We start from the raw sequence: 17,611 nt of genomic DNA on the forward strand, positions 1-17,611 counted from the left end.
TATATTTGGCACAGCAATGGCAATAACCTTAATAGGCTCATTAAATTAATAACAAATGATGAGCCGATATCTTTTTAACACTACCAGAGGTAAACACTATGAAAGCTAATATCAATAAAAAGAACATGAAGAAAAAGCAAGGCGGTTTTGTGATGACGTCAGAATTATTGTTGTTGTCTACGACTATCGTTATTGGTTTAACCGTAGGGTTAACAACAATGCGTGATTCTGTAACTGCTGAAATGGAAGATGTCGCTGAAGCGATTGGTTCACTTGATCAAAGTTATGCCTATGACGGTATGAAAAACGGTGAAGGTACTGCTGAAATCAGTGGTTCAGGATTTATCGATGCCATAGACACTAACGCTGGGGATGGAGTGAAATTTGAATTTATCGCGAGTGATTTTTCTGAAACAGCCAGTTCTATTAGTAGTAGCGCTAGTAGTGGTGCTAATTCTGCTGCCAATGTTGGTAGTTTGATAAACTAAAATACTTAAATAGTAGGGTCAGTCACCTGACTGGCTCTTTTATCTTTAAATTAATGAATGAGGTGATGTATGAAATACAAATTAAATACACCTTTTGCCTGGAGCGTATTCGCATTCGTTACTTTAATATCCATAGCATATTTTTTACTACCATTAAATCATTTGTTCACAGTTTCAGCTTGGGTAACTAAAGTAAATATCTCAGCAGGTCAATTGATTACGTCAGATTTGCTAGTTAAAACTAGAGTTTCTACTAATAATATCTATGGTTCAGTTCAGAACCCTGATGCACTCGTTGGTAAAATGTTAGTGGTGAATAAAGAGGCAAGCAGTACAATTTATTGGCATGAGTTGGCTGTATCCTGTAACAGATTTTGTGTAACTTCCAGTTTTAAATAAAGTCCTTTAAACGGTCTTCGAATTCAATCATAAATCGATTCAAGGCCGTTTTCCCGTTTCTTATTGAGATTGTCCATCTCTTGGATGCCGAATCTATTGCAAGATTAACTACTTTCTTCGCTGAGTCATCAGAGGGAAATCGTTTGCGAATGTCTTGAGGGTATTTATCATCCCAGCGTACGCAGACGTTATCGAGTTCAAGTAATACCTCTTCTTCTGTCACTGATTGATATATTCGCTTTACATCACCCGTTATTGCTTTGTAATTCCCCCAGGGTGCATACTTCATCGAATTTCTTACCATATGAACAATACAGAGCTGAACTTGTGCCGGAGGAAATACGGTATTAATCGCTTCAGCAAAGCCTTTAAGACCATCAACAGATACCTAATAACTCTTTTTACCTTTAATGTTAACACCTAAGGCCAGGTAAACCTCTTTATTGATAACCTGTTTATCTTGTCTGATTTTAACCACTAAACAGTCAAGATAAACAATAGGGTAGACTGAATCTAGAGGTTGATCTTGCCACTCAGTGACTTGTTCTATTACGGCATTAGTGACAAGAGATATAACGTGGGTGAAATATCTGCGCCATACATTTCTTTGAACATTTTAACGATTTCTCTCGTCGTCATACCTTTGGCATAAAGATACAAGATTTTATCGTTCATCGACGTAAATCGCGTTTGATTCTTTTTAACCAATAAAGGCTCGAAACTACCTTCTTTATCACGTGGTGTTTCAAGTTCTACTTGGCCGTCTTCAGTGCGAATGGGCTTCGAATAGTAGCCGTTGCGGCTATTTTTGTGTTGATTTTCTCATGAAGTGCATAACCAAGATGCTCTTCAATCTCTGCGTTTAAAAAGGCTTCAACGGTTATCTTGGCTGCTTGCTTAGCAAATACCCTAGTTCTTTCTTATTCATAGTCTGCCAATCCTAACCCCTTTTGGGGTACTAATGATAGGCAGTTACACAGATTTTGCTACAGGGTCGTTGGTTGGTTCAAACACTAGTATTTATTAACTTTTTATTGCCATAAAATATTGCTAACAAAATGATAATTATTGCTTAACTGTTAATTTATTTTTTGATAACTACTAATTTTTAGCTATACAATGCGCCACATATAGACCCTTTAACTCCGTTTTCTAAGTTACTTCCACAATAAAAAGTTAGTTTTCTTCTCGTTTCTATTACGAAACAAGCGATACATCTCCATTTTAAACAAAGCTGTCGGTTTAGAATCAATAATCATAAATTTTAAAATTATATGAGTCTGACTCTTTAAGCGTATGGGCATTCATTTTTAATAGGCTATATTTTTCGCAAAAAAAAGATTTTCTTTTTTGAATAGCTCAAATGAGGGTACGTAAATAAATAATACAATCTGATTTGCAAATTGCAAATCAGATTGTGAACTAAGCTTTTTAGCTAATAACCAATACAGTGATGATTTAATTTTAATTAAAATTTATTTTATTGTTTTATAAGGATTTATTTGGTTTTATTTTGGTTTGTTTAAAAGCTGGCACAGCAATCGCAATAGTCTATGTAAGCTCAAATAATTTGGGTTTATTAATTACTAACTTACACAACATTAAAGGTAAACATTATGAAAACTCTTATAAACAACAAACTAGGTAAGAAAAAACAAGGCGGATTTGTGATGACTTCAGAGTTGTTATTGTTATCGACTACGATAGTCATTGGCCTAGTCGTAGGTCTAAGTACGATGCGTGACGCTGTAACGGCTGAAATGGAAGATGTTGCTGAAGCAATTGGCTCACTAGACCAGAGCTACGCTTTTGATGGTATGAAAAATGGTGAAGGAACGTCAGAGATAAGTGGCTCTGGTTTTATTGATGCGGTTGATATAAATGCAGGTGATGGTCAGAAGTTTGAATTTATTAATACTGACTTTTCTGAATCTGCCGCCTCTATTAGTGGTACAGCGAGTACAGCTGCTGCTTCTGCTAGTAATACCGGCAGTTTGAACTAATCAGGCGTTTCACGGGCAGGTTCAGCCATTGCACCTGTCCAAAATATTCCTAACTTGATAAATGAGGTGACATATGAAAAGTAAATTAACCGGTAGTGCCACGGGTGCCATGATCCTCTTTGCAGCATCAAGTATGTTAGCTTCAGTGCTAGGACTTCGCCAGTTTGAAAATATGACAACGGAGCCGGCATGGATAGTCAGTAGTAATCTACAACCGGGTCAAGTACTGACTTCATCACTCCTTAAACAAGTGCGTATTGATGAAGACAATCTTGCAGGCACTATACAAAACCCCCGTCATTTGATGGGTAAAACATTAAAGGTTAGCAAGCGAGCAGGGAGTTCGATTTACCCAAGCGACTTGAAAACTAAAGAAAAGAAATCTTTATCTGATGCTATTCCAGCTGGTCGTGTTTTGTTTACCCTAGAGCACATCCAAAAAGGTATGCCTTACGAGCAGTTGAGTGACGGTGACCGCTTTGATGTGGTTGTCAGAGGCAGGAATGGTGTAAGAACCGTTGCCCGTGATGTGCAGTTAATTGGTATTAACCACCCAGCTGCTAAAAAGACTGCAGACAGTGGTTTAAAAAATATGCTAATGCCAAAAAATAAGCAGGCAGGAGTTACCTCTGGGGTGTCTCTAGTTGTGGCGATAAGACCGTCTGATGTATACCCATTAGCGAGTATCAAAGCCAGCGATTCGATAGCGATGATCTTTCACAGTGCACACGATAGGGCAAAAGGTACTCAATATAGTATTGACCCCAAACAACGTTATCGCAATATTGAAATGGTAGCAGGTATTCGTCGTTCAAATGTGCGAGTGAACAATTAAAATGCCTTAACAAGGTATTAAGTAAAGGTAACACATCATGAATAACTCAAATAAAATTTTAGGATTTACTGCGCTAGACAAAGAGAATATAGAATCAGAGCGCTTTCGTGAGTTACGTCGTTTTTTACATAATCGCCTAATTGACGGTATGGAAGAGCAGAACATACATCTGTTAAAAGATACTTCGCAGGTTGAACGTCGCCTTGAACGATTGATTGAAGAAATACGTCCAAGATTAAATCCAGGTTTAAGCGTATATGAGAGACAAGCATTAACCCTGCAAATTATGCAAGAGTTAACGGGCTTGGGTCCAATTTCTGACTTAATGAAAGAACCTGGTGTTACCGATATTTTAATAAACGGTCCAGATGAAATTTGGGTTGATAGAAACGGACGATTAACAAAAACTAAGTTACGTTTTGATAACGAAAGTCATTTACGTCGCTTTTTGGACAGAGTGTTAAGTACTCAAGGTAGGCAGCTAGATGCACGTCAACCTATGGTAGATTCTCGCTTGCCTGATGGTAGTCGATTACATGCAGTGATCCCACCGCTTTGTGAGTCGGGACCAATCGTTTCAATTAGACGTTTTCATACCGAGGATTTGACTACTCAGCAACTAATTAATAGGGGGTTTCTAAGTAAAGCCATGATGGACTTCTTAGAACTTGCCGTATCAACAGGTATCAATATAGTAATAGCGGGTAGCGCAGGAGCAGGAAAAACCACTTTATTGAACGCTATATCAGGTTTTATCCCTACAACAGAGCGTATCGTAACCGTTGAAGAAACGGCTGAGCTTCAGCTAAAGCATCCCCACGTTATCTCACTCGAGTCTAGACATGTTAATAGCGAAGGCAGTGGTGCAATTAATCTTAGTGATTTAGTTAGAAATGCACTTCGCATGAGGGCTGACCGTATAGTGGTTGGTGAAGTCAGGGGGGTTGAAGTTTTGGATATGTTGCAAGCGATGAATGTTGGTCATGACGGTAGCTTAACTACCTTACATGCTAATAGCCCACATGATGTAATCAGCCGCATGGAAACACTTGCGTTAATGGGTGGAGGCTTTTCAAAAGAAGCTATTCAGCAGATGATTCGTTCTTCTCTACAATTAATTATTCAAGTTATGCGCTTCCAAGATGGCAGCCGCAGAGTCGTAAGCATTTGCGAGTTAGTTCATGGTGAAGATAAAGATGAAATTCGAGAGTTGTTTAGTTTTAAGCACGCAGCAAACAGTGAACCAGACCATATACATGGTAAGCATGTTGCAACAGGTAATAGTACTGAACTAGCGGCTAAGGTAGCAGTAAAAGGCTATAAAAGTGAACAATTCAATCGATTATTAAAGGTGGACTAGTGATGATAAATATAGAGTTTATCGGTTTATCCCTAAGTTTATTGGTAATGCTAATTATTGTATTGCATTGGTTTCGTGAATCTAAAAGGGGCAACGCCAATTTTTCATATGCTGTTAAGAGCAAACCTGATTCGTCATTGTATAATCATTTGCAAACGCTTAATTTGAATCTACCTCCAGCACTTGTTATTGCGGGTATAGCAATCGTTGCCTTCGCTATTTTTATGTTACTGCTTGAGATATTCCCCAAGCATATTCCTTTGGCGGCTATTGCGGGAATGGCGGTAACGGTGTTTTGCTTTAATAGCATCAGTGATATGGCGAAAATGAAAATAAAACGAGTAGAGAAAGGTTTAGCTGAAGCTATGGATATGATGAAAGCGGCTTTAACGAGTGGCCAGTCGCCTCACCAGGCTATTGCTTTAGCTGCACAGTCAGGTCAAGGAACTGTTAAGCATCAACTAACAGAAATGTTAGGACGCTTGGATATGGGCTGTTCGCCAGAACAGGCTATTAATCATCTAACAACCAAATACAACTGTATTGCAACTCGACTATTTGCACAAGTTATTATTGCACGCTATCAATCAGGAAGTGATCTCACTTTTATGCTTGATTCTGTTAACCGCATTGTTCGAGATCGACAACGTCACCAGTTACAAATTGACACTCACTTATCCGGTACTCGTTATGCTGCAATATTATGTGGTGGTTTACCCTATATATTGATTCCAATTTTACTATGGCAACAACCTGACTGGTTCGACACCTTATTAAAGCATCCATCTGGACCAACATACTTGGGCGGGGCGCTATTTTTACAATTTACTGGTTATTTATGGTTACGTCGTATATCGAGGATAGAGCAATGAATATATTCAACTGGCTGGATTTACTTTTTTTACTAATGTTAATTATTTTTCTCTACTTTTTAAAACAAAGTCTTACCAAAGAGAATAAATTGATTGATGATCCCTTTAATAAGTCCAAAAAAGCTTATTTAATTTATCCAAATAAATTGATCCGCCAATGTGGTATTTCAGTGGCTGGTTTCTGGTTATGGTACTGGTCAGTAAAGTGGTGCACTGCTGTAGTACTAGTAATAATTGCTATTGAGTTGTCATTTAATTTATGGATTATTATCAGTACGGGTATTGTGTCCTTTTTATTGATGGACATGTATCTACTTATAAACCGGAGTAATCGTCGACGTAGAATTAATCTGTCATTAGTCTTTTTTATCAATTTACTGATTGTTTTTTTGAAGTCAGGTTTATCGTTAAGCCAGGCATTTCGAAAAGCTGCTCAATTTGGCTTGCAAAAAGACAACCCTTTGGCAGCAGAGCTTGAGTTAATTGCTTACGAGCTAGATGCTGGCCGTGATCGCACTGCAGCCTTTGATAATTTGTCTGTCAGGACTGGTGTAGAGGCGTTAAATAAATTATCGGTAATAATTAAGGCTGGGATTGAAGTAGGTAGCCCCGTTGGTGACGGATTACAATCATTAGCTGACTTTCTGAGGTTACAACAGGACCAACAACTAACAAGTAGAATTAACCGCAAAGCCCTCGAATCTACTTTGCCGATGGCAATGGTCTGCTTCCCGATGTTTTTTGTGCTAGTATTTTTTCCTGCTGGACAGCAGATCAGCGAAATAATGAAATTGTTGGGTGATATCCTATAATTATAAGATATGCTGTTTTAGCGGTGCTAAATAATAAAAGGAAGTAAAATGATTGAAGTTAGATTGCCAAAAATAATGAAGGAAAATTCTCGATTAAAAAAACAAGCAGGTTTTGTTTTAACCATTGAGCTGATCCTGATTATTACTATTTTAGTCATAGGAAGCTTTGTTGGCATAGCTGCTGTTCGCAATGCATTATTTGAACAAAAGATTAAGCAACAAGACCGAACCGTGTTGGTGGCAGATAGTAATAGTCAGGTGTTAGGCGAAGTGATAAATTTTGATGAACATGATGCACCACAATTGTTTTTTATTGACCGTACCTCTACAGACAGCACAACAAATTACCGAGCACTAATAGGTGTTCGTGATGACCGTTTCACCAGTAGAGAGCCAATTTATTACACTGAACTAAACTGCCAAGGCCCTCCTTGCATCAAGCCAACCAGTGCTGAGACTTTAGATAATACAGGCATTAGCCGTTTACCTAATACGGGTTCAGTGAGCTACTTTCAAGCATTGCAGGGCGCTCCTAATTACGCCATTGGTCGCTCACCTAATGGGCTGCCAGGATTTTTATATAAAGAAACCTTTGAAGCTTGCCCGATGCTAGAAATTATTGGGGGAATTGGTTCTCCTATTGGATCACGTTATATTTCACAAAAAGTGTTAACCGGTGAGCCATGCGAATCACCATTCATCTTACCTACTTCGCTGGGGCAACCGGCATTAACTTGCCAAGCATCTGAGGTTGATATTTCAATTAATAACGTAACAGATAATCTTCTTGAAAAAAAAATCAAATTGGGTATTTGTGATGCAGGCTGTGGCACTAATACACAATTGCAATGTAGTTGTCCATCTGGATATTATTCTGTTGCTGATGGCTCTGTCGATGGCCAGTGCTGCCCGACGGGTACAAATTATGACGACCCTTCATTTTGTAGCGGCTTGAGCCTGAAAAAAGCAGAATCTGTCATTAATATAAATGATCCTACTCAAAATGCGTTAGAGCAATTTACACCCCCTTTCCAGGTTAACTTACCAGTCTTAGGCGGTAGAGTTGATGGCGACCAATGGTACAACACTGCGCCAAAGGGTGAAGGCAATAACTAATAAAGGTTGTTAAGAAAAAGCAGGGAAGGATGTATAACTACATTCTTCCCTTTTTTTTACAAATGGCAATTTGGTAATCAGTCTTAGTAATTTGATTTGCATTTTGCAACTATCAGTATTTAATAAATGTAAATACTAGTGGTTATGTTTTATTAGGTTTTATTTTTCAGTGGCTTATGTGTTTTTTTTGGTTTGGGGTTTACGTTGGTCTACGAATTGCTTTGTTAGTACTATCGACTCAAAGTAAATTAGGAATGAAATAATATGAATATGTCACTTTCACCAATAGATACACTTGAAACAACAATTGTTCACACGCCATCAAAGTTAGATGACTTGACTTGCATTATTGAAGACGCATTACAAAATCAGCACTTCTCTATGGTTTATCAACCACTTTTTTGTATGCAAAATAGTAAATTAACAGGTTTTGAAGCTTTGGTTAGATGTCACTCTCCTCAGTTCGGGTTTATTTCTCCTGATAAGTTTATTCCACATGCCGAGAAAAATGGTCAGATTATTGAACTGGGAAGTTGGATATTTAAACAAGTACTGTTGGATCTTAAACGTTATCTTCAATATGGTTTAAAAGATATTACCGTTTCAATTAATGTATCTGCTGTTCAGATAGCAAATACTGATATTTTTGAGCAAATTATGACCTTAGTGGATAAACTAGAAATACCTACACGTTGTATTAAATTGGAGTTGACTGAAACTGCACTGATCCAAAATCCCAAAGTTATCGCTAAGGTTTTTGACGCCTTTCAAAAAGAAGGGATCGAAATATGGGTAGATGACTTTGGAACTGGTTTTGCTTCTTTAAGTTTACTAAGAGAATTCAAAGTTAATGGTTTGAAAATAGATAAAAGCTTCGTTGATGGTATCGCGACATGTAACGAAGATTTTACTCTATGTAGTGCAATCGTAGCAATGGCACAACGACTAGGCATGCATATTGTGGCTGAAGGTATTGAAGATGAAGTGCAACTGCAAATACTTAACCAATTAGGTTGTGATACTGCGCAAGGCTACTTACTAGGACGTCCAGCATCATTTGAAGATAATTTACGCCGTTGGAGTTAAAACAATATTCATAGGTAGTTTAGATGATGAATATTAAGATTTGTCTAATTTGCAATTTGCAACGCATTTTGTAATAGTGTTTAAATAGTGAGCAGATTTTTAATCAGTGAGTAGAGTATGAGCTGTTTAATGGATGAAAAGGTCATTCAACAAATGATCGAAGATTTAGATGAACTAACTTGTCATAAATTGATTGGTTTGTTTATAGACGAGATGACCATGTCTTTAGTCGATTTAGAAAATGCATTTATCTCGATGGATTTGAAGAAAATTGAAGAAGTGACACATAAACTTAAAAACTCGGCAGCACTTTATGGGGCTATGACTGTAGCAACAATGGCCAGTGAAATAAATGATAGGTTATGCTCAACCTCAAGGCTCTTTAGGGATACAGATAACCAGCTATTAGATTTGATCAAACAAACTCTGAAACTGTATAACAACAAATATGGCAAAGAATTTTAGTAAGGGAATAATATGTCTAAAAATTCACAAAAAACCTTGGTTTATATTGTAGAAGACAGTGTATCAAGTGGAGCCCTTTACAGTTCTCAACTTGAAAGTATAGGTTATGAAACTAGGCATTTTGTAGATGGTTATTCTGCCTTAGCCGCGATTAAAGAAAAAATGCCCAGTGTTATTATTCAAGATGTTTGCTTACCAGATATTAGCGGTTTAGATGTACTGCAATTTGTCAAGCGTCAGAAGTCACCTGCACGGGTTATTATTATCACTTCTAATAGTTCTATTGAAGTAGCTGTTGATGCTATGCGCTTGGGCGGTTTTGACTTTATAGAGAAGCCGTTTACTAGAGAAAGAATGGTGACTTCGGTTTATGATGCAATAAAGCAGATTAATCTGGAAACAGAACCCCCTGCAGTTGAAGATGAAGTTTCAGATCAACCAGATACGAGTTTTCTTGGTGAATCATTAGCGATGAAAACTGTTTTTCGCTTGCTAGATAGTGCTGCTCGTAGCAAGGCAAGCGTATTTGTCACCGGTGAAAGTGGAACAGGTAAAGAGGTTTGTGCTCAGTACTTACATAACACCAGTGCTCGGAAAAATGGTCCCGTGATTGCAATTAACTGTGCGGCGATACCAAAAGATTTATTTGAATCAGAGTTTTTTGGTCATATGAAAGGCTCTTTTAGTGGCGCTCTGGCCGATAGAAAAGGAGCTGTAGAGGTCGCTAATGGTGGAACGCTATTTCTAGACGAAATTTGTGAAATGGATTTAAATTTACAATCTAAGTTACTTCGATTTTTGCAAACAGGTACATTTAGTCGTGTTGGTAGTAGTGACGTAATACAAAGTGATGTTAGGGTTGTTTGTGCAACTAATCGTAATCCAGCAGCCGAAGTTGGCGAAGGTCGCTTTAGAGAAGATTTATATTATAGATTAAATGTTATTCCAGTTCAGTTACCTGCTTTAAGGGATAGAGGTCCAGATATTTTATTGTTGGCTAACGCTATTTTATTGGATAAAAATGAAGCTAATGATAAAGGATTTCAACAGTTTTCATCAGATGTTCAGACATTATTTATGAAGTATGACTGGCCGGGTAATATTCGAGAATTGCAAAATGTGATTGAGAATATGGTCGTAATCAATACTGGTACTGAGATTACAATTGACATGTTACCAGAGAGTTTCAGACAAACTAACCTTCAAGTTACAACTACACCAAGTGTAATTAAATCAGAAACCAAGGCAAGTACTTCTGTTGGCCCTACCAGTATTCAAGAGATTGTTCCCATGTGGATAGTTGAAAAAAACACTATAGAAAAGGCAATCGAAGTTTGTGATGGTAACATCCCGCTGGCCGCCGCACACCTAGGCGTAAGTGCGTCAACAATTTATAGAAAAATGAAAAACTGGGACTAGTTGCCCAGCTTTGTTAACCTGCTAATTTTGGGACTTTACTAAGTAATAAAAACTGGTAAGTTGTAGTCCTATATATGATTGTACTATGGGTAATATTTGAGTTTAATCGAGCCATGGATAACTTAACAAATAGCCGTTGAGTAGTGAAACTCTTAAATCTAAAATATAATTTTTAGTGAAGTCATATTCAGTTAGTTCAAGATACTTGTAATATATTTATATAATCTTTAAATAAAATGTATCAATTAATTTATATATTCTTAAATGCAAAGCAATTTGACTTGCATATTGCGAATCAAATTGCATGTTCAATAATTCCCATCAAATTACACTGAGTGAATAAGTATAAAAAATATTATTTATCAATAATTTAAGTTTTTTTTTGATATTGTTAAATGCTGGAGTATTTCTTGCTTTTGTTAAGTGCATGAACAAATTTAAAAAGCATAGGTGAATAGATGAAGATATTAATTCAATTTTTAGCAATAATTTATATTACATGTTTTATTGGCTTTGCTAGTGCGGATACAGCTGAGGTTGTTGAAGCTAAGCCTCTAGTATTTGGGATAGTTCCGCAGCAATCAGCAGCTAAGTTAGCTCGTAACTGGATTCCGTTACTTAAACTGATCAGTAAGAACACAGGTATTGAACTCAAATTTGCGACAGCTCCCGATATTCCAACGTTTGAAAAGCGATTAATTGCAGGTGACTATGATATTGCGTATATGAACCCATACCACTACGCTGTATTAAGTAAGGAAGAAGGCTTTAAAGCACTTGTACATGAACTAGGGAAAAAAATTAAAGGCATTTTAGTTGCTAATAAAAATAGTGAAATTAACAAGATCGAAGACTTATCGATGCAAACAATTGCTTTTCCAGCGCCAGCATCTTTTGCCGCCACATTGATCCCCAAGGCAAACTTAGCACAGAAAAACATTAACGTTCAAAGTAAATATGTTAATTCACACGATGCTGTATATCGCAATGTTGCCATGGGCCGTTTGGTAGCAGGCGGCGGAATAATACGCACGTTTAATGCATTACCAGAGCGCTTTCGAAAGCAATTAAAAATCATCTGGACATCAGACGGTTATACACCACACGCAATTGCTACTCATCCGCGGGTTACTGAAGATATTCGACAAAAACTACTTCGTGGTTTTTTAGATATTAAAAATTCTGATGCTAGTGTGAAATTACTAGTGCCACTAAGAATGAAGGGTTTTACACAAGCAAACGATCAAGAGTGGAATGATGTTCGTAGTTTAAATATTAATCTTCTACTTGGTAAAAATTAAAAAACTTACTTTTTGGCTCAGGGTATTTCTATGTCATTTCGAATTAAAACAATGTTATTCATAGGCATTACAGAAGCTCTATTTTTGTTATTGTTACTTTGGCAATCTCTAGCATATCTTGAGCAATCAGGTGAAGAGGCTTTATATAAACGAGCCAGCGAGACCTCTCATTTATTTAGCTTACTCGCTAAAAATGCGGTGATCTCATCAGATATTGCTGCATTGGACGAAATTACACAGCAAATAGCTGTGCTCGGAGGTGTTCAATATATTCGTGTATTAGACAGTGACGGTATTCTTGCACAAGCTGGAGATACAAGTAGTTTAGAGGATGGCTTTTTCGAAGATACTCTAATTTACCAGGTAGATGACCGTATATTTGATACGCAGGTTTTAGTAATGGAGTCAGGAACTGAATTTGCCAAAGTACAAGTAGGTTTACCCGTTGACCCCTTATTGTTATTTATAAGTGAAGCGCGCTATCGTTTATTTGGTATTGCTTTAGCTGAATTGGTAATGGTTGGCCTGATTTCGCTAATACTTGGTAGTTACTTAACCAAAGGTTTACTTGTTTTACAAAAAGTAGCACTTGCTGTAACAAAAGGTGATATGTCGTCCAGGGCGGATACAGAATCAAAAGATGAACTTGGTGTCACTGCAAAAGCGTTTAATGTGATGTTAGATAAGATTAATGATGATCAGAAAAAACTTAATGAAAACGCTATTAATCTCACCAAAGCAAAACAAACAGCAGAGAATGCATCCCAAGCTAAATCTAGATTTTTATCACAAATGAGCCATGAAATACGCTCACCAATGAATGCAGTGTTAGGTGCAGTTAATCTAATATCGGAAAAAATTAAAGAGCCCCCTGAGCATATTCGGTTGCTAAACACAGCGCAAAGTAGTGGCAGAGCACTATTAGAGGTTGTTAATGACATACTCGATTTTTCTAAAATTGAGGCAGGTCACATGTCACTAAAATATAGTGAAGTAGAACTCTTACCTTTACTTGAAGATGTATTGAATTGCGCCGAAGCTAAAATAGCTAATCGAGACTTAACGATATTGGGTGATGTTGCACCAGGGACTGTTGAGCGAGTTATTACTGATGCAACACGTTTACGTCAGATACTGACTATTTTAGTCGATAATGCCTGTAATTTTACTCCCCGTGGGATTGTTTTGGTGACTATCCAACGAATCCAAATAGCAGATGGTAAAGATACACTGCAGTTGAATGTAAAAGACTCTGGTATAGGGATTAGAGAAAAATATTTAAATCAAATATTCGAAGAATTTGAACAGGTTGATTCGACATTAGAGGCAAATTCCAGCGGCACTGGATTAGGCTTAAATATAGCCAAAGGGCTTATTACCTTAATGGGGGGATCAATTACTGTTAGTAGTAAATTAAATCAGGGCAGCGATTTTTGTTTTACGATGCCCGTAGAGTTTGTTGAAGATAAAACAATAGATAAACATCAATTTGAAGGCCCAATGGTACTTGTTTCGGATAATCAAAGTTTACAGGAAGTTTTTGCTAATAAAATTAAACAAATAGGGGGCACTTTCTTCGGCTTTAGCAATGTAGATATGTTACGTGAGCAGGCAACGCCGCAATTATTAAGTAAAAAATCGGTGTGGCTAATAGAGGATGGAGCGACTGTTAACAACAGCAATAAGATTTGGTTAGACTCGCTTGGTATTAATGTTCACTGTATTTCTAGCTTAGGTGAAACTTTGTCAAGTTCATACCTAGGCTTTAATCGTATAAATAAACCACTACTCTTTAACAATATATGTTCTTTGAACGATAAAAACAATACATTTTCAGTGACGAAATCTCAATTAACTTATAGTGCTCATAATGATAAAAAAAATATTTTATTAGTTGATGATATGGAAGCTAATCGATTTATTGCGGGTGAAACATTAAAGAATCGTGGCTACCAAGTTGTTTTTGCATGTAATGGTTTTGATGCGCTCGATATTTTAGAAACACAAGTTTTTGATGTTATTCTAATGGATATTCGTATGCCAAAAATGAATGGAATAGTCACAGTAGAACATTTAAAAGCAAGCGGTGGTATTAATAAAGACACCCCAGTAATTGCGATGACAGCAAACGCAGAAAAATCTGAAATGGCGAGATGTAAAGCTGCAGGAATGGAAGGCTTTGTCGGTAAGCCTTTCGATACACAAGTGCTAATCGAAAGTATTAATCATTGTATCTACAGCACCGAAACACAAGAAAAAAGCAAAGCTAATAGCCCTTTAAATGAAAATGAAGTGTTGTCAGAAAGCGTACTTAAAACCTTGGCAGAGGATTTGTCCGAAGTCGCAGTTTTAACTTTGGTCAACCTATTTATTATTGATATTGAAGAACGAGTGCAGATGATAGAAACCTCGTTAGAGAAGTCGGATATTGAAGCACTTGGGGATCATGCCCATGCCTTAAAAAGCTCTGCGGGTTCATTAGGGGCAACGGCCATGTATAATTTTTGTAAAAGATTAGAACAAGCCAGTTTAGAAAAAAAACTTATGGAAGCTGAAGTTATATGCAAAGAACTAAAGTCTATTAGTGAGTTAACGCTCAAAACATATATCGACTTTAGCGCAAAATATGTATAGGTCTTTCATTTTATCATTAGATATAAATAGATTTTAATATTCAAACCGTATTTGGAGAAATCATGAAAAAAGCATTAGTGTTAAGTTTAAGTATGCTGCTAGCAACACCGGTTAGTGCGCAATCAGAGCTGGCAATGTTACTTGAGGTTTTAAAAAATAACGGCACCATAAGTACCGAACAATATCAGCGCTTAATGGCTGAACAACAAGATGAAAAACCAAAAAATCAAGCACTACCTCTGGTTAAAAAACGGATTAAAAATCAGTCCGAAGTTTTAGTTAAAAATGGTTTAAAAGTGAGCAGTGCTGACAAGAAATTTTCTACACATTTTGGTGGGCGTGTAGAAGCACACGCAGCTTGGTATAGTAGTGATGATTTTGATTTAGCTGATGGTTCGGCTATTCGTCGAGCTCGACTATTTTTAAAGGGTACCCTATATAACGACTGGCAATATAAATTGGATTATGATTTTGTAGCTGGAGGCTCTAAAGGCATAAAAGATGCTTTCCTAGGATATAAAGTTAATAATTCAGTTCAATTAATTGCGGGTAACTATAAAGTGCCATTCTCGTTAGAGTTCCAGGCCAGTTCTCATGCAAATACATTTATCGAACGTTCACTGGCTTTTGCATTATCACCAGGTAGGCACTTGGGGGCAGGCGTAAATATTTTTAAGGATAATTGGTCTGTGCAAGCTGGCGTTTTTGGTAACAAAATACATCTAAGTAGTGAAGGTCAAGATGAAGAGACTCTCATTGCAGGACGATTTGTCTGGTTACCCATTAAGAAAGATGATTATTTTGTTCATATAGGTATCGCGGGTTTGTACTCTAATAATGGTGATAATGACACGTTAAGACTTAAATCTAATCCGGAAAGTTATGTTGCTAATACTCAGTTAGTTGATACGGGGGGCATTAAAGAGGTTGAAGATTACTCGCAAGTAGGATTCGAACTCGCTTTTAACTACAATCGATTTAATGTTCAGAGTGAATATATACAAAGCTCAGTAAAGACAGGTCCAGAAATCTTAGACTTTAGTAGTTGGTATATTCAATCGAGTTTATTTTTAACCAATGACCGACGAGCGTACAAAAAAGGTAAGTTTGGTATCGTGAAACCGCAAAGTATTCTTGGCCAAGATGGTAGCGGAGCATGGGAACTTGCTATGCGTTACAGTGAAATAGACTTAAGTTACGGTAGTGTTATTGGTGGCGTTGAAAGAAATATGACGCTAGCATTAAATTTATATGCGACACCTGAAATACGCTTTACTGCAGAATACTTAAAAGTGTTGGAAGTTAGTAAAAATAATCCAACGACAGACCATGCAAGCGTGGATATTGGCCAAGTAAGAATGGAGTGGGTATTTTAAGTCGGATGAAAAATAAAATTGAATGTAGATTGGATCGCTCCAAGAGGCCAATAATCTGGACTTGTGTGACTTTAAGAGGTCGAACAGCTTATATATCTCAACTAATATATCTCGCCGTGGGTTAATAATAACTATTGAGAAGTAATGCTATTCAAAATTTCTCTATAAAAGTTTAATCCTTTATTCCTGCATCATAAATTTCATCATCAATAATGGTGTTAGGGATCTCCGAGACCTGCTCTCCAATATCGTTAACATTGATAGATGGATAGTCCACACATTCTTCTAACATTTAGAAAGCATCCTGAATGTTTTGAGACTTGGTTTCAAAAGAATTAATAAGACACTCATGTTAAATAGCTAAATATATGACAAATATATTTTAACATTTATGGAGTCCTCACCGATAAGTGAATTAATAAGACACTCATGTTAAAAAACTAAATAGATGACAAAAGAATTAATAAGACACTCATGTTAAATAGCTAAATATATGACAAATATATTTTAACATTTATGGAGTCCTCACCGATAAGTGATATTTTGACAATATATTCATGTATTAAAGAAAGATGTAGTCAATTTGCTCCCAAAATAACAATTTTTTGGCAAGGCTATTTCTCCAAAATCATGGCTTTATAATTCACACCTGTTTTAATGTCTTCAAGCAAAGAGTTTATTGCAATGGCTTAAGTTATGTCGTCGCTTTAATTGCTGATGCTCGCAGTAATCACTCAGCACATCTTCATGACCGATAGCACCATGAAATTGTGTTCTAAATTCGGTGGTGATGATTAACCAGTTGTCCGCTGAGATATTCAATCGCTTGAGTATCTCTGGTTGTTTTTGTTCGATAAAACCCCGTTTATCTCCGCTAATACAACGGCCAGTTAACGTAATTAATTGAAGATAGTCGGCGAGTTCAAAAGGTAGGCCCTTTGGCATATTTTTCCTGGGGTTACCAATAAAGGGAAGCAGGGTCTTGGGCTGCCGGCCCTTTTTTGCCTCTTTACAACGACGTTTTATGCTCGTGTGGGCTGAGCTCTCTGGTGTCTTTGCGATATTGGCTCGAATAGGGTTTAAATCAACATAGGCCATACAAGACGCTAACGCTGCTTCATCTAATAACGCTTGAGATTTAAAGCGTCCTTCCCAAAATCTACCGGTGCAGTTATCTTCTTGGTTAGCGGCTCTTGCAATACTTTCATTGATATACCCCATAAACCAACTGATTTTCATCAGGCGCTTTCGATAGACCTCTGCGGTTGCATTAACCTCATCAAGTAAGGGTTGAGCTAAGCGGTCACCGTTGCAATATTGTTTGGTCAGTAACGTGCCTTTGTGTATGCGGTGCCAACGCACAAGTACGTCAGTCATTGTCCACTGCTTCGCTTTTTCTTCATCAATAAATAACACCACATGATAGTGATTACTCATCACCGCAT

Annotated in this window: 15 protein-coding genes and 1 pseudogene; 14 read left to right on the top strand and 2 right to left on the bottom strand. The window is 37.1% G+C overall.

Going from position 1 to position 17,611, the window contains the following annotated elements:
- The first annotated feature begins 98 nt into the window (after positions 1–98).
- Both H4J76_RS10630 and H4J76_RS10635 read left to right on the top strand, forming a co-directional pair.
- Positions 99–488, top strand: coding sequence for a hypothetical protein (locus H4J76_RS10630; protein ID WP_182216384.1), 390 nt, complete (start codon positions 99–101; stop codon positions 486–488).
- Positions 489–557: 69 nt separating this feature from the next.
- Entirely contained in the window at positions 558–887 is a 330-nt protein-coding gene (locus H4J76_RS10635) for an SAF domain-containing protein (RefSeq protein ID WP_182216386.1), read from the top strand.
- Here the strand turns inward: H4J76_RS10635 and H4J76_RS10640 are convergent.
- Positions 880–1,664: pseudogene (locus H4J76_RS10640) on the bottom strand (transposase). The gene H4J76_RS10635 and the pseudogene H4J76_RS10640 sit on opposite strands and share 8 nt — an antisense overlap.
- Before the next feature lie 839 nt (positions 1,665–2,503).
- Between H4J76_RS10640 and H4J76_RS10645 the strand changes: the two are divergent.
- The 12 genes from H4J76_RS10645 to H4J76_RS10700 all read left to right on the top strand — a co-directional run bounded on the left by H4J76_RS10645 (position 2,504) and on the right by H4J76_RS10700 (position 16,166).
- On the top strand, positions 2,504–2,890 hold the full coding sequence (locus H4J76_RS10645; RefSeq protein WP_182216387.1) for a hypothetical protein: 387 nt from the start codon (positions 2,504–2,506) through the stop codon (positions 2,888–2,890).
- 73 nt (positions 2,891–2,963) lie between these two features.
- Positions 2,964–3,725, top strand: coding sequence for an SAF domain-containing protein (locus tag H4J76_RS10650; RefSeq protein ID WP_182216389.1), 762 nt, complete (start codon positions 2,964–2,966; stop codon positions 3,723–3,725).
- A 37-nt stretch (positions 3,726–3,762) separates the two neighbouring features.
- On the top strand, positions 3,763–5,085 hold the full coding sequence (locus tag H4J76_RS10655) for a CpaF family protein (protein ID WP_182216391.1): 1,323 nt from the start codon (positions 3,763–3,765) through the stop codon (positions 5,083–5,085).
- A 2-nt stretch (positions 5,086–5,087) separates the two neighbouring features.
- Entirely contained in the window at positions 5,088–5,957 is an 870-nt protein-coding gene (locus H4J76_RS10660) for a type II secretion system F family protein (RefSeq protein ID WP_259364964.1), read from the top strand.
- Positions 5,954–6,769, top strand: a complete 816-nt coding sequence (locus H4J76_RS10665; protein WP_182216394.1) for a type II secretion system F family protein — start codon at positions 5,954–5,956, stop codon at positions 6,767–6,769. The genes H4J76_RS10660 and H4J76_RS10665 overlap by 4 nt, the downstream gene beginning before the upstream one ends.
- A gap of 48 nt (positions 6,770–6,817) precedes the next feature.
- Entirely contained in the window at positions 6,818–7,885 is a 1,068-nt protein-coding gene (locus H4J76_RS10670) for a hypothetical protein (protein ID WP_182216396.1), read from the top strand.
- Between the two features lie 264 nt (positions 7,886–8,149).
- Complete coding sequence (locus H4J76_RS10675; RefSeq protein ID WP_259364963.1) at positions 8,150–8,971, top strand: EAL domain-containing protein; 822 nt, start codon at positions 8,150–8,152, stop codon at positions 8,969–8,971.
- 129 nt (positions 8,972–9,100) lie between these two features.
- Positions 9,101–9,436 (top strand): Hpt domain-containing protein, encoded by a 336-nt coding sequence (locus H4J76_RS10680; RefSeq protein ID WP_182216398.1) that lies wholly within the window; start codon positions 9,101–9,103, stop codon positions 9,434–9,436.
- 12 nt (positions 9,437–9,448) lie between these two features.
- A complete protein-coding gene (locus H4J76_RS10685) occupies positions 9,449–10,855 on the top strand; it encodes a sigma-54 dependent transcriptional regulator (RefSeq protein ID WP_182216399.1) in 1,407 nt (468 codons plus the stop codon).
- 458 nt (positions 10,856–11,313) lie between these two features.
- On the top strand, positions 11,314–12,156 hold the full coding sequence (locus H4J76_RS10690; RefSeq protein ID WP_182216401.1) for a phosphate/phosphite/phosphonate ABC transporter substrate-binding protein: 843 nt from the start codon (positions 11,314–11,316) through the stop codon (positions 12,154–12,156).
- 30 nt (positions 12,157–12,186) lie between these two features.
- On the top strand, positions 12,187–14,790 hold the full coding sequence (locus tag H4J76_RS10695) for a response regulator (RefSeq protein ID WP_182216403.1): 2,604 nt from the start codon (positions 12,187–12,189) through the stop codon (positions 14,788–14,790).
- A 62-nt stretch (positions 14,791–14,852) separates the two neighbouring features.
- Positions 14,853–16,166, top strand: coding sequence for an OprO/OprP family phosphate-selective porin (locus tag H4J76_RS10700; protein ID WP_182216404.1), 1,314 nt, complete (start codon positions 14,853–14,855; stop codon positions 16,164–16,166).
- A 663-nt stretch (positions 16,167–16,829) separates the two neighbouring features.
- Here the strand turns inward: H4J76_RS10700 and H4J76_RS10705 are convergent.
- Positions 16,830–17,611: transposase (locus H4J76_RS10705; RefSeq protein ID WP_182230567.1), on the bottom strand; the 782-nt coding region annotated here is incomplete at its 5' end.

The sequence above is a fragment of the Colwellia sp. BRX9-1 genome (assembly GCF_014077195.1).
GTDB lineage: Bacteria > Pseudomonadota > Gammaproteobacteria > Enterobacterales > Alteromonadaceae > Colwellia_A.

What these genes read in the sequence shown, in the direction of transcription:
- H4J76_RS10630 (WP_182216384.1), top strand. Translation starts at nt 99, where the DNA reads ATGAAAGCTAATATCAATAAAAAGAACATGAAGAAAAAGCAAGGCGGT.
- H4J76_RS10635 (WP_182216386.1), top strand. Translation starts at nt 558, where the DNA reads ATGAAATACAAATTAAATACACCTTTTGCCTGGAGCGTATTCGCATTC.
- H4J76_RS10645 (WP_182216387.1), top strand. Translation starts at nt 2,504, where the DNA reads ATGAAAACTCTTATAAACAACAAACTAGGTAAGAAAAAACAAGGCGGA.
- H4J76_RS10650 (WP_182216389.1), top strand. Translation starts at nt 2,964, where the DNA reads ATGAAAAGTAAATTAACCGGTAGTGCCACGGGTGCCATGATCCTCTTT.
- H4J76_RS10655 (WP_182216391.1), top strand. Translation starts at nt 3,763, where the DNA reads ATGAATAACTCAAATAAAATTTTAGGATTTACTGCGCTAGACAAAGAG.
- H4J76_RS10660 (WP_259364964.1), top strand. Translation starts at nt 5,088, where the DNA reads ATGATAAATATAGAGTTTATCGGTTTATCCCTAAGTTTATTGGTAATG.
- H4J76_RS10665 (WP_182216394.1), top strand. Translation starts at nt 5,954, where the DNA reads ATGAATATATTCAACTGGCTGGATTTACTTTTTTTACTAATGTTAATT.
- H4J76_RS10670 (WP_182216396.1), top strand. Translation starts at nt 6,818, where the DNA reads ATGATTGAAGTTAGATTGCCAAAAATAATGAAGGAAAATTCTCGATTA.
- H4J76_RS10675 (WP_259364963.1), top strand. Translation starts at nt 8,150, where the DNA reads ATGAATATGTCACTTTCACCAATAGATACACTTGAAACAACAATTGTT.
- H4J76_RS10680 (WP_182216398.1), top strand. Translation starts at nt 9,101, where the DNA reads ATGGATGAAAAGGTCATTCAACAAATGATCGAAGATTTAGATGAACTA.
- H4J76_RS10685 (WP_182216399.1), top strand. Translation starts at nt 9,449, where the DNA reads ATGTCTAAAAATTCACAAAAAACCTTGGTTTATATTGTAGAAGACAGT.
- H4J76_RS10690 (WP_182216401.1), top strand. Translation starts at nt 11,314, where the DNA reads ATGAAGATATTAATTCAATTTTTAGCAATAATTTATATTACATGTTTT.
- H4J76_RS10695 (WP_182216403.1), top strand. Translation starts at nt 12,187, where the DNA reads ATGTCATTTCGAATTAAAACAATGTTATTCATAGGCATTACAGAAGCT.
- H4J76_RS10700 (WP_182216404.1), top strand. Translation starts at nt 14,853, where the DNA reads ATGAAAAAAGCATTAGTGTTAAGTTTAAGTATGCTGCTAGCAACACCG.